This is a genomic window from Mycobacterium sp. NGS69 (assembly GCF_059812165.1).
The window spans coordinates 851,089-874,573 of sequence record NZ_JCALCD010000001.1; the positions used below are offsets into that span (position 1 = coordinate 851,089).

At 68.4% G+C, this 23,485-nt stretch carries 27 protein-coding genes and 1 tRNA gene; 12 read left to right on the forward strand and 16 right to left on the reverse strand.

Annotated elements, in window-relative coordinates:
• The first annotated feature begins 98 nt into the window (after nt 1-98).
• On the forward strand, nt 99-647 hold the full coding sequence (locus AC5Y2S_RS04375; protein WP_066941158.1) for a peptidylprolyl isomerase: 549 nt from the start codon (nt 99-101) through the stop codon (nt 645-647).
• Nucleotides 648-660: 13 nt separating this feature from the next.
• Here AC5Y2S_RS04375 and AC5Y2S_RS04380 read toward each other — a convergent pair whose 3' ends face one another.
• Together AC5Y2S_RS04380 and crgA are read right to left on the reverse strand one after the other, a co-directional pair.
• Nucleotides 661-1,086, reverse strand: a complete 426-nt coding sequence (locus tag AC5Y2S_RS04380; protein ID WP_499954030.1) for a PH domain-containing protein — start codon at nt 1,084-1,086, stop codon at nt 661-663.
• Nucleotides 1,087-1,241: 155 nt separating this feature from the next.
• Nucleotides 1,242-1,523, reverse strand: a complete 282-nt coding sequence (gene crgA, locus AC5Y2S_RS04385; RefSeq protein ID WP_066917062.1) for a cell division protein CrgA — start codon at nt 1,521-1,523, stop codon at nt 1,242-1,244.
• A 121-nt stretch (nt 1,524-1,644) separates the two neighbouring features.
• On the opposite strand from crgA, the gene AC5Y2S_RS04390 reads away from it, so the two are divergent.
• Both AC5Y2S_RS04390 and AC5Y2S_RS04395 read left to right on the forward strand, forming a co-directional pair.
• Nucleotides 1,645-2,388 (forward strand): DUF881 domain-containing protein, encoded by a 744-nt coding sequence (locus AC5Y2S_RS04390; RefSeq protein ID WP_499954032.1) that lies wholly within the window; start codon nt 1,645-1,647, stop codon nt 2,386-2,388.
• Nucleotides 2,389-2,409: 21 nt separating this feature from the next.
• Nucleotides 2,410-3,108, forward strand: a complete 699-nt coding sequence (locus AC5Y2S_RS04395; RefSeq protein WP_499954034.1) for an aminodeoxychorismate/anthranilate synthase component II — start codon at nt 2,410-2,412, stop codon at nt 3,106-3,108.
• On the opposite strand, the gene pknB is transcribed toward AC5Y2S_RS04395, so the two are convergent.
• The 7 genes from pknB to AC5Y2S_RS04430 form a co-directional block, all read right to left on the reverse strand.
• Complete coding sequence (gene pknB / locus AC5Y2S_RS04400; protein ID WP_499954036.1) at nt 3,086-4,960, reverse strand: Stk1 family PASTA domain-containing Ser/Thr kinase; 1,875 nt, start codon at nt 4,958-4,960, stop codon at nt 3,086-3,088. The genes AC5Y2S_RS04395 and pknB overlap by 23 nt on opposite strands.
• Nucleotides 4,957-6,279 carry a serine/threonine-protein kinase gene (locus AC5Y2S_RS04405; RefSeq protein ID WP_499954038.1) on the reverse strand — a complete coding sequence of 441 codons (1,323 nt, stop codon included), beginning with the start codon at nt 6,277-6,279 and terminating at the stop codon, nt 4,957-4,959. The genes pknB and AC5Y2S_RS04405 overlap by 4 nt, the downstream gene beginning before the upstream one ends.
• Entirely contained in the window at nt 6,276-7,751 is a 1,476-nt protein-coding gene (pbpA, locus tag AC5Y2S_RS04410; RefSeq protein WP_499954040.1) for a D,D-transpeptidase PbpA, read from the reverse strand. The genes AC5Y2S_RS04405 and pbpA overlap by 4 nt, the downstream gene beginning before the upstream one ends.
• Nucleotides 7,748-9,157: an FtsW/RodA/SpoVE family cell cycle protein gene (locus AC5Y2S_RS04415; protein WP_499954042.1), complete on the reverse strand. Its 1,410-nt coding sequence runs from the start codon at nt 9,155-9,157 to the stop codon at nt 7,748-7,750. The genes pbpA and AC5Y2S_RS04415 overlap by 4 nt, the downstream gene beginning before the upstream one ends.
• Complete coding sequence (locus AC5Y2S_RS04420) at nt 9,154-10,662, reverse strand: PP2C family protein-serine/threonine phosphatase (protein WP_499954043.1); 1,509 nt, start codon at nt 10,660-10,662, stop codon at nt 9,154-9,156. Before AC5Y2S_RS04420 ends, AC5Y2S_RS04415 begins: the two co-directional genes overlap by 4 nt.
• Nucleotides 10,659-11,126 carry an FHA domain-containing protein FhaB/FipA gene (locus AC5Y2S_RS04425; RefSeq protein WP_067007303.1) on the reverse strand — a complete coding sequence of 156 codons (468 nt, stop codon included), beginning with the start codon at nt 11,124-11,126 and terminating at the stop codon, nt 10,659-10,661. The genes AC5Y2S_RS04420 and AC5Y2S_RS04425 overlap by 4 nt, the downstream gene beginning before the upstream one ends.
• Before the next feature lie 127 nt (nt 11,127-11,253).
• On the reverse strand, nt 11,254-12,972 hold the full coding sequence (locus AC5Y2S_RS04430) for an FHA domain-containing protein (protein WP_499954045.1): 1,719 nt from the start codon (nt 12,970-12,972) through the stop codon (nt 11,254-11,256).
• A 253-nt stretch (nt 12,973-13,225) separates the two neighbouring features.
• Here AC5Y2S_RS04430 and AC5Y2S_RS04435 point away from each other — a divergent pair.
• Nucleotides 13,226-13,311: transfer RNA gene (locus tag AC5Y2S_RS04435), tRNA-Leu, on the forward strand.
• A gap of 66 nt (nt 13,312-13,377) precedes the next feature.
• On the opposite strand, the gene AC5Y2S_RS04440 is transcribed toward AC5Y2S_RS04435, so the two are convergent.
• Together AC5Y2S_RS04440 and AC5Y2S_RS04445 are read right to left on the reverse strand one after the other, a co-directional pair.
• Nucleotides 13,378-13,866, reverse strand: coding sequence for a glutathione peroxidase (locus AC5Y2S_RS04440; protein ID WP_499954046.1), 489 nt, complete (start codon nt 13,864-13,866; stop codon nt 13,378-13,380).
• Nucleotides 13,867-13,887: 21 nt separating this feature from the next.
• Nucleotides 13,888-14,241, reverse strand: coding sequence for a VOC family protein (locus AC5Y2S_RS04445; protein WP_499954048.1), 354 nt, complete (start codon nt 14,239-14,241; stop codon nt 13,888-13,890).
• 38 nt (nt 14,242-14,279) lie between these two features.
• Between AC5Y2S_RS04445 and AC5Y2S_RS04450 the strand changes: the two genes are divergently transcribed.
• The gene (locus AC5Y2S_RS04450) at nt 14,280-14,549 is read left to right on the forward strand and encodes a YdeI/OmpD-associated family protein (RefSeq protein ID WP_499954050.1); all 270 of its coding nucleotides are present in this window, start codon (nt 14,280-14,282) and stop codon (nt 14,547-14,549) included.
• On the opposite strand, the gene AC5Y2S_RS04455 is transcribed toward AC5Y2S_RS04450, so the two are convergent.
• From AC5Y2S_RS04455 to AC5Y2S_RS04470, 4 genes are all read right to left on the reverse strand, one after another.
• Nucleotides 14,546-14,863 carry a GNAT family N-acetyltransferase gene (locus tag AC5Y2S_RS04455; protein WP_499954052.1) on the reverse strand — a complete coding sequence of 106 codons (318 nt, stop codon included), beginning with the start codon at nt 14,861-14,863 and terminating at the stop codon, nt 14,546-14,548. The two genes, AC5Y2S_RS04450 and AC5Y2S_RS04455, sit on opposite strands and share 4 nt — an antisense overlap.
• The gene (locus tag AC5Y2S_RS04460; protein ID WP_499954054.1) at nt 14,860-15,831 is read right to left on the reverse strand and encodes a pirin family protein; all 972 of its coding nucleotides are present in this window, start codon (nt 15,829-15,831) and stop codon (nt 14,860-14,862) included. The genes AC5Y2S_RS04455 and AC5Y2S_RS04460 overlap by 4 nt, the downstream gene beginning before the upstream one ends.
• Before the next feature lie 28 nt (nt 15,832-15,859).
• Nucleotides 15,860-17,242: an acyl-CoA dehydrogenase family protein gene (locus tag AC5Y2S_RS04465; RefSeq protein WP_499954056.1), complete on the reverse strand. Its 1,383-nt coding sequence runs from the start codon at nt 17,240-17,242 to the stop codon at nt 15,860-15,862.
• A 71-nt stretch (nt 17,243-17,313) separates the two neighbouring features.
• Nucleotides 17,314-17,730: a WhiB family transcriptional regulator gene (locus AC5Y2S_RS04470; protein ID WP_499905487.1), complete on the reverse strand. Its 417-nt coding sequence runs from the start codon at nt 17,728-17,730 to the stop codon at nt 17,314-17,316.
• A 146-nt stretch (nt 17,731-17,876) separates the two neighbouring features.
• Between AC5Y2S_RS04470 and AC5Y2S_RS04475 the strand changes: the two genes are divergently transcribed.
• The 6 genes from AC5Y2S_RS04475 (at nt 17,877) to AC5Y2S_RS04500 (ending at nt 21,998) form a co-directional block, all read left to right on the forward strand.
• On the forward strand, nt 17,877-18,641 hold the full coding sequence (locus AC5Y2S_RS04475) for a helix-turn-helix domain-containing protein (RefSeq protein WP_499954058.1): 765 nt from the start codon (nt 17,877-17,879) through the stop codon (nt 18,639-18,641).
• Entirely contained in the window at nt 18,638-19,447 is an 810-nt protein-coding gene (locus AC5Y2S_RS04480; protein WP_499954060.1) for a C40 family peptidase, read from the forward strand. Before AC5Y2S_RS04475 ends, AC5Y2S_RS04480 begins: the two co-directional genes overlap by 4 nt.
• 18 nt (nt 19,448-19,465) lie before the next feature.
• The gene (locus AC5Y2S_RS04485) at nt 19,466-19,828 is read left to right on the forward strand and encodes a DUF4226 domain-containing protein (RefSeq protein WP_499954062.1); all 363 of its coding nucleotides are present in this window, start codon (nt 19,466-19,468) and stop codon (nt 19,826-19,828) included.
• A 103-nt stretch (nt 19,829-19,931) separates the two neighbouring features.
• Nucleotides 19,932-21,320: a DUF4226 domain-containing protein gene (locus AC5Y2S_RS04490; protein ID WP_499954064.1), complete on the forward strand. Its 1,389-nt coding sequence runs from the start codon at nt 19,932-19,934 to the stop codon at nt 21,318-21,320.
• Nucleotides 21,321-21,372: 52 nt separating this feature from the next.
• Nucleotides 21,373-21,690 carry an ESX-1 secretion-associated protein gene (locus tag AC5Y2S_RS04495; protein ID WP_499905497.1) on the forward strand — a complete coding sequence of 106 codons (318 nt, stop codon included), beginning with the start codon at nt 21,373-21,375 and terminating at the stop codon, nt 21,688-21,690.
• Nucleotides 21,687-21,998, forward strand: a complete 312-nt coding sequence (locus AC5Y2S_RS04500) for a DUF2694 family protein (RefSeq protein WP_067007347.1) — start codon at nt 21,687-21,689, stop codon at nt 21,996-21,998. Before AC5Y2S_RS04495 ends, AC5Y2S_RS04500 begins: the two co-directional genes overlap by 4 nt.
• Nucleotides 21,999-22,020: 22 nt before the next feature.
• Here AC5Y2S_RS04500 and AC5Y2S_RS04505 read toward each other — a convergent pair whose 3' ends face one another.
• On the reverse strand, nt 22,021-22,164 hold the full coding sequence (locus AC5Y2S_RS04505; RefSeq protein ID WP_169924623.1) for a hypothetical protein: 144 nt from the start codon (nt 22,162-22,164) through the stop codon (nt 22,021-22,023).
• A gap of 82 nt (nt 22,165-22,246) precedes the next feature.
• Here AC5Y2S_RS04505 and AC5Y2S_RS04510 point away from each other — a divergent pair, with 82 nt between their 5' ends.
• Nucleotides 22,247-23,482 carry a DUF5631 domain-containing protein gene (locus tag AC5Y2S_RS04510; RefSeq protein WP_499954066.1) on the forward strand — a complete coding sequence of 412 codons (1,236 nt, stop codon included), beginning with the start codon at nt 22,247-22,249 and terminating at the stop codon, nt 23,480-23,482.
• Nucleotides 23,483-23,485: the final 3 nt, after the last annotated feature.

Consider the following 23,485-nt stretch of genomic DNA (forward strand, 5'->3'; position numbering starts at 1 on the left):
TCGTGGGATGCCTCATCAGACTTCCATCGATGGGCCACGCCCGGCCCCGTTGTGCGCGCCCGGGGTTTCGGTACCGGGTGCGTGCGAGGCCGCGCGTAATGGCAGACTCTAGCCCCGTGACTAACAGCCCCATTCAGACCGCCACCGCAACGCTGCACACCAACCGCGGAGACATCAAGGTTGCCCTGTTCGGAAACCACGCGCCCAAGACCGTCGCCAACTTCGTCGGCCTGGCACAGGGCACCAAGGAGTACTCCACCCAGAACGCCTCGGGTGGCCCGTCGGGCCCGTTCTACGACGGTGCGGTCTTTCACAGAGTGATCAGGGGCTTCATGATCCAGGGCGGCGACCCGACCGGTACCGGACGCGGTGGTCCGGGCTACAAGTTCGCCGACGAGTTCCACCCCGAGCTGCAGTTCGACAAGCCCTACCTGCTGGCAATGGCGAACGCGGGCCCGGGTACCAACGGTTCGCAGTTCTTCATCACAGTCGCCCAGACGCCGCATTTGAACCGGCGCCACACGATCTTCGGCGAAGTGACCGACCCCGATTCGCAAAAGGTGGTCGACGCGATCGCGACGACCGCCACCGACGGCAACGACCGCCCGACCGAGGCCGTCGTCATCGAGTCGATAACGATCTCCTAAGGGCAGCGCCCGCTCAGCGCCGGTTACCACCCGCGTAGCCGGCGTCCGTCAGCGCGTCGAGCACCTTCAACGGGTCGGTCCCGAGGTCCCAGCGGGACAAGATCACCAGCCCGCCGTTGACCGTTTCGACCTCGAGCAACCGGACGGTGCGCGCGTGACGGCGGAACTCGGTGATCCGGATGATCTTGATATCGGAGTGCCGCAATACCTGCGTCCGGAACCAGCCGCGCAGCGCCAGGCCGCCCGGGATAATTGCCAGCTTCGGGCGCGCACGCCACGTCATGCCCGCAAACAAGATCAACCCCGCCGCGGCAATCCCGGTCAGAATGCGGCCGGGCGGGTCTGTGACCAGGGTCACACAAGCGATAGCCATCAAAACCCCGACGGCCCCGCAACCTGCGATTCCGGCCGCAGGCGGCGCCCATTCTGTTTGCTGCATGGGCCGCCTAACCCCTCCCACCACTGCCAACGCGCTTATCCACAAGCGCTATCAACAGTGGGGATAAATCACACGCGTGTGATTGGTTGGTCTCGACGTTGCTGAGCCAGTTACAGCAACACCCCAAGATGAATTCATTACCTCGATGGGGTTGGTCAGTGCCAGCGCATCGTGAGCAACAACCCGGTGATCATGAAAGCGAACGCGATGGCGTAGTTCCACGGGCCGAGTTGCGCCATCCAGTTCAGAGCGGCCGGCGCCTGGCTTCCGACCGCGGCCAATTGGAACACCATCAGCCAGACCAGCCCGATCAACATGAGGCCGACAAACAGACAAACGAACCACACGCTGGACGGTCCGACCTTCACTTTCACCGGTGTGCGGCTGACCGCGCTGACGGTGAAGTCGTTCTTCTTACGGACCTTCGACTTGGGCATTTGAATACCTCGGCATTACCTGAACAACGGGACGGGATGCGACGATAACGATGGCAGCTGCACGCATAGCTCGGCTACGAGACTAACTCACCTGGCATGGGGACCAGGAAATGGAGACTCGATGATTGACACGCGCCGCTCACCATGGCGCTTCGGGGTCCCGCTGGTGTGCGTGCTGGCCGGGTTGCTGCTCGCCGCCACGCACGGGGTGTCCGGCGGCGCCGAGATCCGCCGCAGCGATGCACCGCGCTTGGTCGACCTGGTGCGCGAGGCGCAGTCGTCGGTCGATCGGCTCCGGGCCCAGCGCGACGAGCTGGCCAACAAGATCGACTCCGCTCACGGCCGGTCGACGGACACCGCGCTCAAGGCGATGCTGCGACGTTCCGCGGAGCTGGCCGGCGAGGCGGGACTGGACCCGGTGCACGGGCCGGGTCTGGTCGTGACCCTCCAGGACGCACAGCGCGACGCCAACGGCCGCTTCCCCCGCGACGCATCACCCGACGACCTGGTCGTGCACCAGCAGGACATCCAGGCCGTCCTGAACGCGTTGTGGAGCGCCGGCGCGGAGGCGATCCAGATGCAAGACCAGCGGATCATCGCGACCTCGGTGCCGCGCTGCGTGGGTAACACGCTGCTGCTCAACGGCCGCACCTACAGCCCGCCCTACACGATCACCGCGATCGGCGACGCGGCGGCCATGCAGGCCGCCCTGGCCGCCGCTCCCCTGGTCACCCTCTATAAGCAGTACGTGGTCCGGTTCGGCCTCGGCTATCGCGAAGAGGTCAAGTCCGACGTGCGGATTGCCGGCCATTCCGAACCGGTCCGGACGCACTTCGCGCAGCCGGCGGGCCCGGTGGGCTACTGAACCGGACGGTACCCTGACACGATGCGGATCCTGGTCGTCGACAACTACGACAGCTTCGTGTTCAACCTGGTGCAGTACCTCGGCCAGCTTGGCGTCGAGGCCGACGTCTGGCGCAACGACGACGCCCGCCTCTCCGACCAGACGGCCGTTGCGGCGCAGTTCGACGGCGTGCTGCTCAGCCCGGGACCGGGTACCCCGGAACGCGCGGGCGCGTCGATCGGCCTGGTTCGCGCGTGCGCCGAGCAGCGCACCCCGCTGCTGGGGGTCTGCCTCGGACATCAGGCGATCGGCGTCGCTTTCGGTGCCACCGTGGACCGCGCGCCGGAGTTGTTGCACGGCAAGACGAGCAACGTATTTCACACCAATGTTGGTGTGCTGCAGGGGCTTCCGGATCCGTTCACGGCGACCCGGTACCACTCGCTGACGATCCTGCCCGAATCGCTGCCCGCGGTGCTGGAGGTGACGGCCCGCACCCGCAGCGGCGTGATCATGGGTGTGCGCCACACCGAGTTGCCGATCCACGGTGTCCAGTTCCATCCGGAGTCGATCCTCACCGAGGGCGGGCACCGCATGCTGGCGAACTGGCTTGGCTACTGCGGCTGGACGCACGACGACATGCTGGTGCGCCGCCTGGAAAACGAGGTTCGGGCCGCGGTCCGGCCCTATTTCCCGGACGCGGAGAACAACCCGCCGGCGGCTACTGGCCGAACTTCAGCGTGATGATCCCGTCCCGATTGCACCCGGCCCCGGCCGGCGGGTTCTGGTAGACGACCCGGTGCGACTGGGCCCCGCCGGCGTCGACGTCGGGCCCCTTGTCCAGCCCCCCCGTCCAGCCCAGCGCGCGCAACCGCGGTTCGGCGTCCGTCCAGAACATGCCGGTCAGGTCGGGCATCAGGAACTGGTTGCCCTTGGACACCTGAATCTCGATGATCGAGTCCACCGGAACCATCTGGCCCTTGGGCGGATTCGTGCCGATCACCTCACCGGCCGGCCGGGGGCTGTCCACCTGCGCCTGGGTGACTTTCGTGAAGCCATAGACCGTCAGGTTCTTCTGCGCGACGTCGACGGTCTGACCGGCGACGTCGGGGACCTGCTTGTTCTCCGGCCCGGAGCCGACGATGACGGTGATCACGTTCGTGATCGCCGACGTCTGGTTGGCCGGCGGGTTGGTCCCGATGACCTTGCCCAGCAGCTCGGGGGTCGACGGGGAGTTCGCCTGCTTGAACTTGCTGAATCCGGCGGACTTCAGCTTGCTGACCGCGTCGCCGTAGCTCAGCGAGGAGACGTCGGGGACCTCGCGCTGCTCGGGGCCGGTGGACACGTTGATGGTGATCTCGTCGCCGGCGCTCACCGACGCGTTGGCGGCGGGGTCGGTGCCGATGACGTGGTCGGGCGGAACCGTCGAGTCGGGCTTCTGCAGGGTGCGCGTCTTGAAGCCCCGGTTTTGCAGTGCGGCAATGGCATCGGCGGACACCTGCCCGCGCATGTCGGGCACCTGGACATCACGGGTGCTGCCACCGAACGTGTTGAAGGCGATGACCACGACGATGGTCAGCACCGCCAGCACGGCGACCGCGACGACCCAGCGGCCGATGGAACCGCCGCGATCGCGGTCGGTGTCGTCGAGGGCCTGGCGCGGCAGCGGGTCGGTGCGCGGCCCGTGACCGGGGCCCGTCGAGGACAGGAACGAGCTGCGCTCGGCGTCGGTGAACACCTTGGGCGCCTCGGGTGGCTCACCGTTGTGCACCCGCACCAAGTCGGCGCGCATCTCCGCCGCCGTCTGATAGCGGTTCTCCGGGTTCTTGGCCAGCGCCTTGAGCACGACCGCGTCAAGGTCGGCGGAGATGCCCTCGTGCCGCTTCGACGGCGGCACCGGATCCTCGCGGACATGCTGGTACGCGACCGCGACGGGTGAGTCACCCGTGAAAGGCGGTTCGCCGGTGAGGATTTCGTAGAGGACGCAGCCTAGCGAATAGACATCCGAGCGGGCGTCGACGGACTCCCCGCGGGCCTGTTCGGGTGACAGATATTGGGCAGTCCCGATCACGGCCGCGGTCTGGGTGACGCTGTTGCCGCTGTCGGCGATGGCACGCGCGATGCCGAAGTCCATCACCTTCACCGCGTTGGTGCTGCTGATCATGATGTTCGCCGGCTTGACGTCGCGGTGGATGATGCCGTTCTGGTGGCTGAAGTTCAGCGCCTGACAGGCGTCGGCGATGATCTCGATGGCGCGCCGGGGCGGCAGCGGGCCGTCGGTGTGCACGATGTCGCGCAGGGTGACGCCGTCGACGTACTCCATCACGATGTAGGGCAGCGGGCCGGTGGGTGTTTCCGCCTCACCGGTGTCGTACACCGCGACGATGGACGGGTGGTTCAGCGCCGCGGCGTTTTGCGCCTCACGCCGGAAGCGCAGGTAGAAACTGGGATCACGGGCCAGATCGGCGCGCAGCACCTTCACCGCGACGTCGCGGTGCAAGCGGACGTCGCGGGCCAGATGAACTTCAGACATGCCCCCGAAACCGAGGATCTCGCCGAGCTCATAACGGTCGGACAGGTGCTGCGGGGTGGTCATTGTGGTGTCTCATCAAGGGCCGGCAATGTGCTGGGTCCAGAGGGGGGAACCCAGTCATGTCCATGCGGCCTGCTCTGAAGTCCAGGATTACCTATGGTCCGGGGATCCGTCCAATCCAGGCGTAGACGCGGCGCGGATCCGCTGGGCGTCTTGCTCGCCGGGGGCGCCGTCGCCGGTGGCGTTCCGGTGTCGGTGACCGTCGGGGGCGCCGGCTGCTGGTTTTCGGTGCGGGAGTTGATGACGATGATCACCGCGATCAAGATGGCCAGCGCCCCCAGCACGCCGGCGGCCCACAGCAGCGCGCGCTGACCCGACGAGAACGTGCGCCGCGCCGGGGGCCGTGAACGCCCGGTCGACGGCCCGGAGCGACGGGGCGCCGCGGCGCGGCTGGGCCCGACGGCGGCGGACCGGGTGTGCGGGCTCGACGGAATGGCGGCCGGCGAGGCGCGGCCGGGGGGCGGTGACTGGCTCGGCCGCGGCGGACGGCGACCGGCCCGGACGGCGGCGACGGCGTCGGCGAACGGTCCCCCGCTGCGGTAGCGCATCTGGGGGTTCTTGACGAGGGTGATCTCGATGAGTTCCCGCACGTTGGGCGGCAGCTCGGCGGGCAGCGGCGGCGGAGGCTCCTTGATGTGCTTCATCGCCACCGTCAGCGCGCCGTCGCCGGTGAACGGGCGCTTGCCCGAAACCACCTCGTAGCCAACGACTCCCAGCGAGTAGACGTCGCTGGCGGGGGTCGCGTCGTGGCCCAGCGCCTGCTCGGGCGCGATGTATTGGGCGGTGCCCATCACCATCCCGGTCTGGGTCACCGGGGCCGCGTCGACCGCCTTGGCGATACCGAAGTCTGTGATCTTCACCTGGCCGGTCGGGGTGATCAAGATGTTGCCCGGCTTGACGTCGCGGTGCACCAGGCCGGCGGCGTGCGCGACCTGAAGGGCGCGGCCGGTCTGCTCGAGCATGTCGAGCGCGTGCCGTAACGACAGCCGTCCGGTGCGTTTGAGAACCGAGTTCAGCGGCTCGCCGTTGACCAGCTCCATCACCAGGTAGGCGGTGCGGCCCTCCCCGTCCAGCTGGCTCTCGCCGTAGTCGTGGACCTGGGCGATTCCGGGGTGATTCAGCATCGCCGTGGTGCGCGCCTCGGCGCGGAACCGTTCGATGAACTCGGGGTCCTGGGAGAACTCCTGCTTGAGTACCTTGACCGCGACGCGCCGGCCCAGCCGGCTGTCGACCGCCTCCCACACCTGGCCCATGCCACCGGTGGCGATGAGGCGCTGCAGGCGGTACCGGCCAGACAGCGTCACACCAACTCGCGGGCTCATGGTCCTCCCTGTAGCGCGGCCTCGATCACCGCCCGGCCGATCGGTGCGGCGAGCGCGCCTCCGGTCGCGGACAGGCGGTCGCCGCCGTTCTCCACCAGCACCGCCACGGCAACCTTCGGCGTCTTCGCGGGCGCGAACGCGATGTACCACGCGTGCGGCGGAGTGTTACGCGGGTCGGTGCCATGCTCAGCGGTACCCGTCTTGGATGCAATCTGCACGCCGGGAATCGCCCCTTTCTGCTGTGCGACCTTCTCGGCGCCGACCATCAGCTCTGTTAGCTTAGCGGCGACCTGCGGCGACACCGCGCGGCGCTGTTGATACGGCGCGGTGGTGCTGATGTTGGAAAGGTCCGGTCCCTTGAGGCTATCGATCAGGTAGGGCTGCATCGTCACCCCGCCGTTCGCGATGGTCGCGGCGATCTCTGCGTTCTCGAGGGGCGTGAGCGCGACGTCCTTCTGGCCGATGCTGGACATCCCGAGCGCGGCGGCGTCGGGAATGATGCCGATGGTGGATTCGGCGACCTGAAGAGGAATGACGCCGGGCGTGGCGTCCAGCCCGAAGGAGTGCGCCATGCTGCGCAGCGCGTCGGCCCCGGTGAGGATGCCCAGCTGGACGAACGCGGTGTTGCAGGACAGCGCGAACGCCTGGCTGAGCGACACGGTCGGCTCGTTGCCGCACGGGGTGCCGCCGTAGTTCTCCAGGGTGGCGGTGCTGCCGGGCAGCGGAATTGACGACGCCGCGGTCAGCTGCTCGGTTTCCGTCGCCCCGGCCTGCAACGCCGCCGCGGTGGTGACGACCTTGAACGTCGAACCCGGTGGGTAGGTCTCGGAGATGGCGCGATTGGTCATCGGGTTCTCGGGGTCGTCACGAAGCCGCTGCCACGCCTGCGATTGCACCTGGGAATCGTGCGACGCCAGCAGGTTGGGGTCATAGGACGGCGAGGACACCATGGCCAGAATCTTGCCGGTGGACGGCTCCAGCGCGACGACGGCGCCCTTGCACGGCCCGCCGCAGCCCTGTTGCATGGCATTCCAACCCGCTTGCTGGACCCGCGGAACGATGGTGGTGTCGACGCTGCCGCCCCGCGGGTCGCGACCGGTGAAGAAGTCGGCCAACCGGCGCCCGAACAGCCGCTCGTCGGACCCGTTCAGCACCGGATCCTCGGTTCGTTCCAGGCCCGTGCTGGAGTAGCGCAGCGAGTAGAAGCCGGTGACGGGCGCGTACACCGCGGGGTCGGGATACACCCGCAGGAAACGGAAGCGGCTGTCGGTGGCCACGGAGTACGCCAGCAGCTGGCTGCCCGCGATGATCTGGCCGCGTTGCCGCGAATACTCGTCGAGCAGCACTCGCTGGTTGCGCGGGTCGGCACGCAGCCCGTCGGCGGCGAAGACCTGCGTCATCGTGGCGTTGAGCAGCAGCAGCACGACCAACGCCATCACGGTCACCGAGATCCGGCGGAGAGAGGCGTTCATACCCGCTCGATCACCTCGGTGCCGGCCGCCGCGATCGGCGACGCGTTGCGGGCGCGGGTACGCAGGGGTCGTCGGGCGCTGTGCGAGATGCGCGCCAGGATCGCCAGCAGGATGTAGTTCGCCAACAGCGACGACCCGCCGTAGGACATCCACGGTGTGGTCAGCCCGGTCAGCGGAATCAGCCGCGTCACGCCGCCGACGACGATGAACAGCTGGATGGCCAGCGTCGACGCCAAACCCGCGGCCAGCAGCTTGCCGAAGCTTTCGCGCGTCGCGATCGCGGTGCGCAGGCCGCGGACGATGACGATCGTGTACAGCATGAGCAGGGCCGCCAGGCCCACGAGTCCGAGCTCCTCGCCGAACGCGGCCATGATGAAGTCCGTCGACGCCGCCGGCACCGTGTCGGGTTGGCCGTTACCCAGCCCGGTGCCGAAGATGCCGCCGGTGGCAAAGCTGAACATCGCCTGCACGAGCTGATAGCCGCTGCCGTCGGGATCGGAGAACGGGTCCCACCACATCTGTACCCGGACGCGGACGTGCGCGAACAGGAAGTACGCGACAACGCTCGCCGCGGCGAAGAGCACCAGTCCGATGACGACCCAACTGAGGCGCTGGGTCGCGAGATAGACCACCACCAGAAACGATGCGTAGAGCAATAGCGAAGTGCCGAGGTCTTTTTCGAAAACCATCACGCCGATCGAGATCACCCAGGCCGCCAGCAGCGGCGCGAGGTCGCGTGGCCGGGGCAGGGTCAGTCCCATGAAATGCTTGCCGACGCTGGTGAACAGACCCCGCTTGGCGATCAGCACCGCCGAGAAGAAGATCAGCAGCAGGATCTTGGAAAACTCGGCTGGCTGAATTGAGAAGCCGGGCAAGCGAATCCAGATCTTGGCGCCGCTCTGTTCGGACAGGGACGCCGGTAGCACCGCGGGAATCGCCAAGAAGATCAGGCCCGCCGCCCCGCAGATGTAGCCGTAGCGGGCGAGCTGCCGATGGTCCTTCAAGAACGTGATCACCAAAGCGAAGGCGGCCACGCCGACCACGGTCCATAGCAGCTGTTGGGTGGCGCTGGGGTGCCGGCGCCCACTCAACTCGTTGTTGACGAGGTCGAGCCGGTGAATCATCACCAGGCCAAGCCCGTTGAGCAGAGCCACAATTGGCAGCAGCAGCGGGTCGGTGTAGGGGGCGAAGCGACGGATGGCCAAGTGCGCGCTGCCGAACATGACCAGGAAGATGAGCCCGTAAGTCACCAGGTTCCAGTGCAGGTCGCGATCCTGGTTTGCCTGGACGATGAGCAGCGCGGCAACGGTGATCAGCCCGGCGAAGCACAACAACAGCAGTTCGGCGTTGCGCCGAGTGGGCAGCGGAGGGGTGACCGCGACCGGCTGGAGTTGTTGTGTGGTCATGCCACCGCCCGGCAGTCGATGCCCGGCTTAGGTGGAGGCGGCGGGAGTGCGGTCACCGTCTGGGAAGTGGTGGGCGACGTGGTCGCGGGCGCGGTGCTGGCGGGGACGCTGGTCGAGGTGGCGCCGGTGGGCGGGGTGCCGCTCGAAGTGGTAGGGGGCGCAGTGGGATTCGGCTCTGTGGTGGTGCCCGTGGTCGTCGGGGCCTGCGGTCCCGGCGGCGAGGTGGCGCGGGGCGGCGGGCAGGGTGGTAGCAGGGAGCCGGCCGACAACTCACGCAACTGTCCGATGGCGTTATCCAGGGTTCCGGCCGGCAAACCGGCCTGAACCTGCGCGCGTTCCGGCGGGCGCAAATCCTGCAGTTGCATGAGGCGGCAGTCCAAATGACCGCCGCTCTGACCGAAACTGATCAACGACAGCTCGTTGCGGGCGTTGAGACAGCCGATCAAATAGGGCTCGTGCAGGGACATGCCCAGCAGCGATCCTTGGATGCCCCGCAGGATCGACACCATGCCGTTGTATTCGGCGACGTAGTAGTTGCTGCGGATGATGGCCCGGCCGATGCCCAGGCCCGCAAGGATCAGCAGCACCATAAGCGTGACGACGATGGCCATCCGTCGTCGTGACCATCGTTGGCGCCGCGCCGGTTCCTCCTGTGCCGGAACGCGTTTGGCGACCTCGTCGCGCGGCCTGATGGCCGACGCGCGCCCGGCGGAGGTGTTCGGCAGGGTGGTCAGCTGGTCGTCGTCACCGGATACCGCGCCGGCCAGAATCGGCTGGGTTTGTCCGTAGTCGTAGTCGACGACGTCGGCGACCACCACGGTGACGTTGTCCGGTCCGCCGCCCCGCAGCGCCAATTCGATCAGGCGGTAAGCACTTTCGGCAACGTCGGGGATCTGCAGTGCCTCGTGGATGGTCTCGTCGCTGACCGGGTCGGACAGTCCGTCGGAGCACAGCAGGTAGCGATCGCCGGCGCGCGCCTCGCGCATGGTCAGCGTGGGCTCGACCTCGTGGCCCGTCAGCGCCCGCATGATCAGCGATCGCTGGGGGTGGCTGTGGGCCTCTTCCCGGGTGATGCGCCCCTCGTCGACCAGGGTTTGCACGAACGTGTCGTCCTTGGTGATCTGGACCAGCTCGCCGTCGCGCATCAGGTAGCCACGCGAGTCGCCGATGTGCACCAGCCCAATCCGGTTGCCGTCAAACAGAATTGCGGTAAGTGTGGTGCCCATCCCCTCGAGGTCGGGTTCCATCTCGACCTGCGCGGCGATCGCCGCATTGCCCGATCGCACCGCGGAGTCGAGCTTGGCCAGCAGGTCGCCGCCGGGCTCGTCGTCATCGAGGTGGGCCAGCGCGGCGATCACCAGCTGCGAGGCCACCTCACCGGCCGCGTGACCGCCCATGCCGTCGGCCAGGGCCAGCAGCCGGGCTCCGGCGTAGACAGAATCTTCGTTGTTGGCGCGTACCAGGCCGCGGTCGCTGCGGGCGGCATATCGCAGGACCAGGCTCACGGGCGCAACTCAATCGCCGTTTTGCCGATCCGAATCGGCGTTCCGATGGGAACCCTTACCGCAGTCGTCACCTTCGCCCTGTCAAGGTAAGTGCCGTTGGTCGATCCTAGATCCTCGACGTACCATTCGGAGCCGCGCTGAGACAGCCGGGCGTGCCGCGTCGAGGCGTAGTCGTCGGTGAGCACCAGGGTGGAGTCGTCAGCGCGGCCGATCAACACCGGCTGCCCGCTCAGAGTGATACGAGCCCCCATCAAGGCCCCCTCGGTCACCACCAGATAGCGTGCGGCGGTGCGGCGCTGGCGTGCGGGCAACAGGGTGCCGCGCAACGCCAAACCGCGACGCACCATGACAGCCCCCGTCGGCGCGTAGATGTCGGTCCGCAGGATCCGCAACACGGACCAGATGAATACCCATAACAACATTAAAAATCCGGCACGCGTCAGCTGCAGTACTAGTCCCTGCATCTGGCGTCCTTTCCGTCCTGGCGCCGCACCCCTCGTCGCGCCCGTGACACCGAGCACATCAGCAACGTCACGATACTTGGGCGGCCGTCGCCGGGGGGCGAAGCACGCAGCTTTGAGCCCGGTGCGTCTAGTGGATGCGAACGATGATCTCCGAGTGGCCCAGACGGATGACGTCGCCGTCGGCCAGCTGCCACTCCTGTACCGGCGCGTTGTTGACGGTGGTGCCGTTCGTCGAGTTGAGGTCGGACAGGAGCGCGACCTGCCCGTCCCAGCGGATCTCCAGGTGGCGCCGCGACACCCCGGTGTCCGGCAACCGGAACTGGGCGTCCTGGCCGCGGCCGATGATGTTGGAGCCCTCGCGCAGCTGGTAGGTCCGGCCGCTGCCGTCGTCGAGCTGCAGGGTCACGGCCGTGCCGGCGGCCCCATAGCCGCCCTGGCCGTAACCGCCGTAGCCCGCGCCCGCCGGCTGCCCGTAGTCCGCCGCGCCGTAGTCGGCCGGCTGGCCGTACTCCGGGGCCTGGCCGTACTCGTAGTCGCGGTGTTGCGTCTCGGGGTATCCGCCGCCCTGCGGTGCATAGCCACCGCCCGGAACGCTCTCGGCGTATTGGGTGTAGTCGCCCGCGCCGTACTCCTGCTGACCGCCGTATCCCCCGCCCTGCTGGTAGCCCTGCTCGTATCCGCCGCCCTGGTCGGGATAGGCCGGGCGCTGCTGCTCGGGCGCGCCCTGCGGGGCCGGCGGCGCATAGCCGCCCTCCTCCGGACGAGCGGGGCCGCGACCGTATTCGCCGTACCCACCTCCGTAGCCCTGCTGGCCACCGCCGGGCTGGCCGCCGCCGGGCGGGCCGTAGCCGCCACCCTGGCGGTAGCCCTGGTCGTAGCCTTGCCCGCCGTAGCCGCCGCCGGGGGCGGGCGGACGCTGCTCGTACGACGGCGGGTAGCCGCCGCCCTGCCCTTGGTCGGGGTAGCCGGCCTGACCTTGGTAGCCGCCCTGCTCGGGGTAGCCCCCCTGCGCGGGGTAGCCGCCCTGCTCGGGGTGGTAGCCACCGCGCTGTTCTTGGTAGCCGCCCTGCTCGGGGTAGCCGCCTGCTGGCGGGTAGCCGCCCTGCTCCGGATAGCCGGCTTGCTCGGGGTAGCCGCCGCGCTGGTCTTGGTAGCCGCCCGGTGGGGGGTAGCCGCCCTGCTCCGGCGGACGGGGCGGCGGGTATCCGCCCTGCGGCGGGTAGCCACCCTGCTCGGGTGGATAGCCACCACGCGGATCGGGTCCGCCCTGCGGCTCCGGGCCGCGCTGCTCGTCCTGCGGGCGCCCATAGCGGTCGTCGTAGTACTCGTCGCCGGGCCGCCCCTGCCCCTGACCACCGCGGTAGCTCGAATTGTCAGTCATTGCTGCTACTCCTCGTTCTGCGCCGAACGCGTGAATTGATTGTGGCCGGGGCGGATGGATGACGGTCGGGCGGGGCTCGACATCAGGATTGACAGCACCGCGGGTGCGGTACTGACCGGTATGCAGGCTCGACGACTGCTCGAACCGGACGACCACATCACCATACGTTTGCCACCCCTGTTCATAGATATAGTCGGCCAAGTACCTCGCGAAAGCGCTCGACGTGGGATTCCGGTCGGCGCCGACCTTCGCAAAGTCGTGCATACCGAGGGTAATGATGTATTCGTTGGGGGCCAAAAGACGATCGCCCTGAAGCGCGCGGACACCGCCCTCGGCTTCCCGGCGCAGTAGCGCTTCAACCTCTTGCGGGACGATCGATCCGCCGAACACGCGGGCGAACGCGTTGTCCACGGTCGCCTCGAGCTTGCGCTCGATGCGTTGCACGAGCCCCCGTTGGCTACTCATGTTTCAGCGCTCGCCCGCTGCTGTCGTGGTGTGTCGCGGGCGCGAGGCAAACGGGCCGCCCGCGTGTTGTATCACCCCCGCATGGTATCGGGACACCGGCAGGCCGCGGCACCGTGGGAATTCCGAGAATCGAATACGTCCAGCTCAGAGCCGTGTGGCGGGGCGGTCGGCAGATGGGAACGACGGCCCGGGACCGCGGCGGCGATTGGGGCGCACGGCTATTAAAGTGATATGGTCCATCGGTTGATTTCCCGGGCGAGTGGCGGAATGGCAGACGCGCTGGCTTCAGGTGCCAGTGTCCTTCGGGACGTGGGGGTTCAAGTCCCCCTTCGCCCACCAAGAGTGGTTAGAGAAAGGTCACGAACTCGAAAGAGGGCGTGACCTTTGCGTTTTGGTCGGCGCCGACTAGCGCGACAGCACGGCCTCGATGGCGTCGAGCACCTCGGGCGCGTCGGGTTCCGTGCGGGGACGGAACCGATTGACGACCTCGCCGTCGGGGGCGAGGAGAAACTTCTCGAAGTTCCACTGAATGTCGCCCGCCGAGCCGTCGGAATCGACGGCCTTGGTCAGCTCGGCGTACAGCGGATGGCGGTCCTCGCCGTTGACGTCGGTCTTGGCGAGCAGGGGGAAGGTCACCCCGTACGTCGTCGAGCAGAACTCCTGGATCTCTTCGGCGCTGCCCGGCTCCTGGCCCATGAACTGGTTGCACGGGACGCCGACCACGGTCAGGCCACGGCCGCGGTAGTCCCGGGCCAGCTTCTCCAACGCGGTGTACTGCGGAGTCAGCCCACACTTGGAGGCTACGTTCACGATTAGCGTTGCGCTGCCGGACAATTCGGCCAGGGTGGTGGGCTTGCCGTCGAGCGTCGTCAGGGCGATGTCGTTGAGGGTCACACCGACGACGCTAACACTCGTTCAGCGGGCCAGCGGGCTGTAGAAGACCAGGCCGTTGCCCTTGTTGTCGTAGACCACGGCGCGCCGCTCGTGGGCGTCGTCATACGGGCCCTTCACGATGCCGCCGCCGCTGGCCTCGACGGCCTTCGCCGCGGCGTCGACGTCGGCGGTCTTGATGCCGACGACCACCTGCCCGGGGATGGGATGGTCGACGGCGGTTGCCAGCGCCAGGGTGACGGCCCCGCCGTCCAGGGCGGCGAAGTGGGCTCCGTCGCGGAACTTCACCGGCATCCCCAGGGTCTCGCTGTAGAACCGAATCGATTCGTCAAGGTCGTCGGTCGACAAGACGATCATCCGCACTTCGTGATCGCTCATGGGTGCCTCCTGTAGCCGGGTCGCCTTACCCTAGCCCCGTGAGCAGCAAGCGAGTACCGGGCGGCGTGGTGCACACGCTGCCGGCAGACCTGCGTGCGGCGCTGAGCGCCAACGCCACCGCGCTGGCGGCCTGGAAGGACATCACCCCGTTGGCGCGCAACGAGTTCATCTGCTGGGTCGAGGACGCCAAACAGGAGGCGACCCGCAAGCGCCGCATTCGCCGAACCCAGGAGGAATTGGAGGAAGGGATGCGCCGGCCGTGCTGCTGGCCCGGCTGCAAGCACCGGGAGCGGACCGGCCGCGCTTAACCCCGCACGTCGGGCGTGACGGGATCGGTGATGTCGTCGTATTCGGGATGCTTCTTGAGCACCGTGACGACCATGGAACACACCGGGACTATGCGCTTGCCGTCGGCCCGCGCGCCCCGCAGCGCTTCCTCGACGAGGATGGTCGCCAGGCCGCGCCCGCCGTATGCGGGGTCGATCTCGGTGTGGTGGAAGACGCGCTGATCGCCGCGGTCGGCGAAGTCGGCCAGGCCGACGGTCTTGCCGTCGACGGCAATGGTGTACCGACCCTCCTCGGCGGTGACGGTGGTTGGTGCGCCGGTCTTGTCGGCGGTCATGTGTTCTCCTTTCCTTGCGGTATCGGTCTGGGCCGCAACCGAGCGCTCGGCAGCGGCGGGGCCGGTAGTCGGGCGACCGAACCCCGGTAGCTGGTGACGGCGCCGAACCGGTCGTCGGCGTCCTGCCAGAGCCGGCGGTAGCCCACGATGTCGTCGTGACTGCGCCCGACGAAGTTCCACCACATCACGAGCTCTTCGGTGAACGGCGTCCCGCCCAGCAGCATCACCCGCGCCGGCCGGTCGCCCGGATTGCGTAGCCGCAACGACGAATTGCCCGCGCTTTGGTATCCGAGGTCGGCGACGGCCAGGGTGGTCTCGCCCATCGCGACGGGCCCGAGATCGCACAGCACGCCGAGTTCGAACGCCGGGTCGACGTCGATGTCCAGTTCCGCGCCGGGCCGCAGATCGATCTGTGCGCCGACGAGTGGGCTGAACGTGTGCACCGGCGACCGGCCACCGGCCAGCTCCCCGAGAAAGACGCGTGCCGTCGCGCCGGGCAGCGCCACGGGCGCGGGCGCATAGTGCGCGAAATCGCGGCCGGTGTCGCGGTCCGATCCCGGGAGCGCCACCCACAGCTGCACCCCATGCAATGCGGCGTTCGAATCGATCGACACCTCGGAATGGCAAATGCCCGCGCCCGCCGTCATCAGATTCAGCTCGCCGGGCCGGACCACGGCATGCACGCCGGCGCTGTCGCGGTGCTCCACTTTCCCGCTGAATAACCAACTGACGGTTTGCAATCCGGTGTGCGGGTGCGGCGGGACGTCCATGCGTGCGCGCACCGGGCCGTAGTGGTCGATGAAACACCACGCCCCGATCAGCGAGCGTTGTCGTTGCGGCAGCGTGCGGTGCACCGGGATCCCTCTCGGCCCGCCCAGCGGAACCTCGCGCGGAGACAGCAGCTCGGCGCCGAGCACCCGTGAGGCGCCGCAGGCGACTTCGGCGGGTGCGGTCTCGAGGTTGCTCACCGGCCCGACGCTACGCCCATTCGGGGCCTCACCGGCCAGGCGGCCGCAGCACCTTCATGGCCAGCCGCATGACGGGTTCGGGGACGCGATCCTGCATGGACAGCGCGGTCTCGGCAGCGCGAGATCGCAGCGGGGTGCCGCGGCCGAAGATCCGGTTCAGCGGTCCCCCGGTCGGTTGGATCACCACATGCAGCGGCGGGGTGCCCACGGCGGCGCCCAGCGCGTTGGAGATGACCATCCGCTGAATCTCGCTGGTGCCCTCAAAGATGGTGTACAGCTTGGCATCCCGATACCATTTTTCCACCGGGTGGTCGGTGATGTAGCCCCAGCCGCCCATCGTCTGGATCGCGCGTTCGGTGGCCTTGACGGCGACCTCGCTGGCGGCGAGTTTCGACATCGAGCCCTCGCCGCGCTCGAAGGGCACCCCGTTGACCGCCATCCAGGAGGCGCGCCAGGTCAACAGCCGGGCGGCGTCGATCTGGGTGGCCAGTTCCGCCAGCGGAAAGGCGATGCCCTGGTTGTCTATGATCGGGCCGCCGAAAGCTTCGCGCTCGGTGGCGTATGCGGTCGCGTACTCCAATGCGGCGCGGGCGATCCCGATCGCCTGCGCGGCCACCATCGGGCGGGTCTGCTCGAAGGTGCCCAGCGTCGCCGAGCCGGACTGTTTTCCGCCGGCCACCACCTCGCGCGCCTTCGCGAGCTTGTGTTCCAGCTTCTCTTCTCCCCCAAGCAAATTGGCTCCCGGCACGCGCACGCCTTCGAACAGCAGCTCGGCGGTGTGGGACGCCCGGCAGCCCAGCTTGTCGAGTTTTCGCACCAACTTCAGCCCCGGCGTCCCGCCCGGAACGACGAACAACGCCTGCCCGCGATGCCCGAGTTCCTCGTCGACGACGGCGTTCACCACGTGCACGTTCGCGATGCCGCCGTTGCCGATCCACATCTTGTGGCCGTCGATGATCCAGTCGTCACCGTCGCGGCGCGCCCGGGTGCGCAGGTTGCGCACGTCGCTGCCGCCCTCGGGTTCGGAGATCGCCAAGGCGGCGAGCTTGATGTCGCCCGGCGTGCCGAAGCACTCGGGCGCCCAATCCAGCATCTGCTCGGGAGACGCGGCCTGGCCGATCGCCGACAGCGCGAGCGCCGGCATGACGATCGCCAAACCGATTCCGGCGCAGCCCCAAAAGAGCTCCTCCATGAACATCGGCAGCGAGATACCCGTCGGGTCACCGATCAGGTCGCGGTAGAACAGCGGGCTGTAGAAACCGCGCTGGGCCGCCTCCTCCAGCACCGGCCACGGAAACTCCTGGCGCTGGTCGTAGTGGAGCGCCACCGGGCGGATGACTTCCTCGGCGAACTCGTGGGTGCGCCGGGCCAGATCGTGTTGTGCGGCCGTCGGTGTCAGGTCGAATGTCATGGATCCGCCTTCGGGTCGGCAGACTCGGTCGTGCCAAGCCCGACTACCCCGTCGGCGGCGTCAGCAAACTGTCACGCGGCCGAACGGGGTCCCACTTGCGCGATCGGCAGGTGCAACACCACCGCCGCGGCGGGCATCGCATCGTGCTCGTGACGCGCGAGCAGGGCCGCGTTCTCGGGCAGCTGCCGCGAGTTGATTTCGCCGGCGGCGATCCGGCGCAGGACGTCGTGCGCCCGGGCCAGCTGTTCGCGCTTCCGGTACTGGCCGCCGGGCAGCTTGACGCCGGCCCAGACGCCGTACTCCTCGCGGTGCGCGATGGCGTGCTGGGCGCAGCGGCGTTGCTGGGCCAGCGGGCAGCGGCGCAGGCACTGGATCCTCGCCTCGGTCGCGGAGCGCTCGTAGGCGCGCGCCTTTGCCGCGCCGTCACCACCGTCGTCGTCGGGGTAGCCGAACCACAATTCCGGGTTGGCTGCGCAGGGGTGTCCCATGGCCGGTCTCCTTGGGTCAGTAATGAAACGTAGGCAAAAGCGTATACACGTTCAGGCGGACTGCGCAAGAGAAACGTGACAAAAACGTATACACGCTGGACCGTCGGGTGCCATGTGTAATATCCGGCCTATGGCCGGAGCCTGCGGTGAGCCGTGAATCGGCCGGTGCCGCGATCCGCGCGTTGCGCGAGTCACGCGACTGGTCGCTGGCAGAACTCGCCGCCGCGACCGGCGTCAGCATCATGGGCCTCAGTTTTCTCGAACGCGGCGCCCGCAAGCCGCACAAAAGCACAGTTCAGAAGGTAGAAAACGGGCTGGGCCTGCCGCCGGGCACCTACTCGCGCCTGCTGGTAGCCGCCGATCCGGACGCCGAGTTGGCCCGGCTGATGGCCGCGCAGCCGGTCGACGCGAGGTCCGCGACGCCCGCCGGCGCGGTGGTCGTCGACCGCCATAGCGACACGGAAGTGCTGGAAGGCTACGCCGAAGCCCAACTCGACGCCCTCAAATCCGTCATCGATCGGCTGCCGGCGACGACATCAAACGAATATGAGACGTATATTCTGTCTGTGATCGCTCAGTGCGTGAAGGCGGAGATGCTGGCGGCCAGTTCGTGGCGCGTGGCGGTCAACGCCGGCGCCGATCCGACGGGGCGGCTCATGGAACACCTGCAGGCACTCGAGGCGACGCGCACCGCCCTGCTGAAGCGGATGCCCGCCAGCCTGAGCGCCCGGTTCGATCGGGCGTGCCTGGCGTCGTCGCTGCCGGAGGCCGTGATCGCGGCCCTGGTCGGCGTCGGCACCGACGACATGTGGGACATCCGCAACCTGGGAGTGATCCCCCCGGGGGCCCTCCCCCGCGTGCGCGCCTTCGTCGAGGCGGTCGAGGCGCCCGGCCGCGAGGAGACACCGTGAACGAAATCGAGGTGTTGAGCCGCGCGCACGGACTGTTCGCCGGCGAAACGCGCCAGCCGACGCTGGACGCCCGCACCGAGCATTACCGCGAAACTTTGATTCGCGCCGCCGACCTGAATCACGTTGTGGCACAAGGCGGTTACCAATTAGCTGCGGAACGCGGCCGGCAACGGCTGCTGTCGGCGGCCCGAGCGGACACCGCGGTCGCCGCCGTCATCGCCGCCGCACACCGGGATCGGGCCCGGGCCGGCGCGCTGACCAAATCCGTCGTCGACGAGGCCCGCGCCGACGCCGCGGTCACCCCGACGACGCCGATGGCCCAGCGCGAGGCGATGCGCCGCAGCGTCGCGCGGCTGCGCGCGCAGCGGGCCCATGTCCTGTCGGCCCACATGAACGCGCGACGGCACTCCTCGTCGCTGCGCGCGTTGCGTTACCGGTTGACGCACCATCGCGGGCCCGGGGCGACGAGCGGCCGCGCGGCGCTCGCGGTGCGTGCGGCGTTGTCGCGGCTGGGGCGCCCGTATGTCTGGGGCGCGACGGGGCCCCACCAGTTCGACTGTTCCGGGTTGGTCCAGTGGTCCTACGCCCAGGCCGGCATTCACCTGGGCCGCACCACCTATCAGCAGATCGACGACGGGATCCCGGTCTCCCGCTCGCAGGTCCGCCCCGGCGATCTCGTCTTCCCCCACGCCGGACACGTGCAGATGGCCATCGGCAACAATCTGGTCGTCGAAGCGCCCTACTCGGGCGCATCGGTGCGCATCAGCCCACTGGGCAGCAACATCGCGATTCGCCGCCCGCTATGACACGAAAAGGTTGAATCGATGTCGGAACCATCCGGACCTTCGATGAGCGCCATCCAGGCGCGGCAGTCGGCGCTGGCCCGCCAGCACGGCACCGCCGCCGACGCCGACCGCGTGCTGACGGAAGTCCTTGCCAGCGCCCATGCCGCGACCCGCGAAAGCCTCAGGCGACTCGACGCCATCGCCGACGAGATCGACCGCGCCGCCACCGGCCGCTCGCACCTTGCCGTCGATACCCCGATGGGCGCGCGCGAATTCCGTCGCTTCCTTGCGGACAAGCAGCGCGAGATCGCGACGGTTATTGCCGATGCTCGCGAATTCGGCCGCGCGAAAAGGGCTGTGCTGGATGGCTTGCGCGCCCAGTACGTCGTCCCTGCGGGCTAGCCCAATCGCGCGTCTATCCGTTCGTGCACAGGCGCGCCGGGGTGAATTGTCGACGGGAACATGCCTGGGTACTGTCGCCCGGCATGGAGGGGCCGCGACACCGATGTCGACGTATGACGACCTGATCAACACGCTCAAATCCGTCCGGGACCGCACGGGCGACCCGAACGCGTGGCAGGCGGGCTTGGCGCCGAACGAGGTGACGGCGGTGATCACCCCCACCACGCGGCCCGAACAACTCGAGGCGATCGTGCGCAAGATCCGCCAACAACATTCGGATATCTTCGGCCCCACGCCCGAATCCGACCGCGAACAGGGCGAGGCCGCCGAAGCCATGGCCGGCGCCGAAGCCGCGCTGGCGCACCAGAATTCGACGAGCTCCCAGCTCGACATGCAGGTGATCACCGCGATCTTGAACGCACACCTGAAGTCCGTCGAGGGCAGGGAAGCCTTGTCGAAGCTGCAGCGAGAGACCGAAGCCGCGGTCCTTACCCGGTCGGATCTCGATACTCCGGCGGGGGCGCGGGATTTTCAGCGATTCCTCATCGGCAAGCTCAAGGACATCCGGGCGGTCGTCCTGAACGCGAGTCTCGACGACACGTCGAAATCGGCGCTGATGGCCGCGTGGACATCGCTCTACGACGCCTCCAAGAACGGCGCCGAGGATCGGCCGCCCGCGGCCGCCGTCCCGGTCGCCGCACCCGCCGACGGCACAACCCAACAGCCGGTCGACGACGTGGAGGCCGGGTGGGATCCCTTGCTGGATCCGGTGTTGACGGACGCCCCCGGCCCACCCCCAGGCGATCCCCCGGTGCCGACCCCGGCTGGGGGCGGCGCGGCTCCGCCGGCACCGGCGGCCCCGGTGCTGCCGCCCATTCCGAGTCTCGGCGCGGGAGCGCTGCCAGGCCTCGGCGGCCTGGGTGGTCTACCGCTGTCGGGCCTGGACGAGGCCGGGCGAACCGACCCCTTGCTGCGTGGCGCGGGCGACGAGCGCTTGGTCGGGTCGCACGATTCGGCAGCGGAGGGTCGCGACGTAGCCGAGGACGCGGCCCACGAAGAGGACGCCTCGGTCGACCAGCCCGATCCGCCCGCGGCGGGCCCGACGACGGTGACGCTGCCCGACGGCGACACGGTGACGGCCGCCAGCCCCCAGTTGGCCGCGGCGATCAAAGCCGCCGTCGGCGGGACGGCCATCGCGGATGCCTTCCACCAGCAGGGAATTACCATCCCGCCGCCCGGAACGACGGTCACCGACCCCATCGACCCGCCGCAAGCGGCACCCGGCGATATCGGCATCCTCACCGATCGCCACGCGCTTGCGCTGGGTCACGAGAAGGCCCTTCTCGACGGGCAGATTCAGCGCATCGCCTCCGTGAACGGGCCGAGCTTTCTAGGCTGGGAGCATCCACCGGCGGCGACCGCGCCCGCTGCCCCGCCGGCTGAGCCGCATACACCCACACCCACCGGGCCGGCGGGCACGTCGACCGCATGAGAATAGTGATCTCGCCGGGCTTACCCGGCGGCGCAGGAAGAGGAGACAACAGATGTCCGAGCCAATCCGTGTGGTGCCCGCGCACTTACGCGAAGCCGCCGCGCATCACCAGGAGACCTCCGACTACTTGCGCACCGTTCCGTCGTCGCACGCGGCTATCCAGGAGAGCCTGGACTCGCTGGGGCCCATCTTCGGTGAACTCCGCGACGCCGGGCGCGATCTGCTCGAGCTCCGACGTCAGTGCTACGAACAGCAAGCCGACGACCACGCCGATATGGCCGAAAAATTGGTCATCTCGGCGACCGCGTGGGAACAGCACGAGCAAGACGCGGCACGAGATTTCGGCGGCCTCATCGACGGCGGTCGATGACGGACGCCAATCCAGCCTTCGACACGGTCCACCCGAGCGGGCACATCCTGGTCCGCTCCTGCCGCGGCGGGTATATGCACAGCGTCGCGCTGAGCGAAGAGGCGATGGAAACCGACGCCGAGACGCTTGCCCAGGGCATCCTGTTGACGGCTGACGTGTCCTGCCTCAAGGCTTTACTCGAAGTCCGCAACGAAATCCTTGCGGCAGGCCATACCCCGTCGATGGAGGTCCCCACCCCGCACGATCTCGATGCGGCCATCGAGAAGCTGTTGGCGCACAAGCTGCGCCGACGTGACGGCGCCCGCTAGGCCGCTCAAACCGCGCGACGCCCTAAAGCAGCCACCTCTTCGCGCTGTCGGGATCGGGTGCGATGTCCGTCGGCGGCTCTATGGGGTTGGGGCCGAACAACTCTCGGGCGCGCGCCAGCAGGGCGCGCACCTCGTCTAGTTGCTGCTGCAGCGCAGAATCAGCCATGTCCCCACGCTACCCAGGCCATCGCAGCTGCACAATTCACTTGCTGAATGGACGCACCCATGGATCCCGGTAGGCTTGGCCAGTGGCGATCTTCGGTCGGATGACGGCGCGCCAGCGCCTCCGGAGAGCTACCCGGGAATCGCTCACGATTCCCGCCTTCAGCTCTCCTGTGGATTGCACCCCATGGGTGACAGGTGGGCTTTGGCCTGCCGAGCTGTCCCCGGCGACCGACGAAACCGGCACTCTCGCAAAGCATCTGAAGGACGACCTGCAGCGGATTACCCGAAGCGCCAACGACGAGTTGCGGACCATAAAGCTGGCGGGAATGGCCGATTTCGCCCGCCAGGCGGAGGAAGCCAGGGTCATCGACGAGGCGCGGGCGCGCGCCGCGCGCCGCGTCGAGTCGACGATTCGGCAGCTGCACGCGGTGCGGGCCGAGGCGCCCGCCGAACGCGAACGCCCGCGGGATGCCGAAAGCCTCAACGGCGCCGATCTGGAGAAGACGCAGATCGTCCCGGCCCTCGCGGACGCGGACGCCCCGGAAGCGAGCGCCGCGGTGGCCGCCGAAGGGGAGACACCCGAAACCGCCGAGGGTCGGCACCGAGCCTCCGGCGACGACGACGGCGAGGCGCCTCCCGCGCCGCCGCCCGAAGCCACGCAGCCCCCGGAAGTTCCAGCGGCCCCGGTCACCGCGGCCGCACGCGAATCCGACGACGAGCGGCTGCGGCGGCTCCTCGCGTTCGTGGTGCATCAGGAGCCGCGCCTGAATTGGGCGGTCGGTGATCGTCACGACGGCACCACCGTGTTGGTCACCGACTTTGCCCACGGCTGGATACCGCCGGGCATCGCGATCCCGCAGGGCGTGCGGTTGCTGGAACCGGAGCGACGCACCGGCAAGGTTTCCGCCCTCCTGGGCGAGACCGAGCAGGCAGTCACCTACGCGCCGGGCGACTCCTTGGGCCGGCTGGACGACTTCGCCGAGACGAAGGCGTCGGCGCAGCCCCGCGAGCTGCCCGCGGTCGACGATCTCGGATGGGAGCTGAGCCAGGCCACACATTGGCGGGACGGATTGCCGCGGATGGTGCACACCTTGGCCAGGGCCGCCGCCGCCGGAACCGGGGTCGTGGAGGAAGAAATCGACTTGCTGCGAGTGCATCTCGACACCGCGCGCTATCAGCTCCTGATTCAGTACCCGGACGTCGATCCCGCGCTCTTCCTCAACTGCTTGTTGCTGGCCGCCACCGAAGCCGCCGCGACCGGAGACCCGGTGGCGGCGAACTATCACCTCGCCTGGTTTCAGAAACTCAGCGCGCCGTAACGG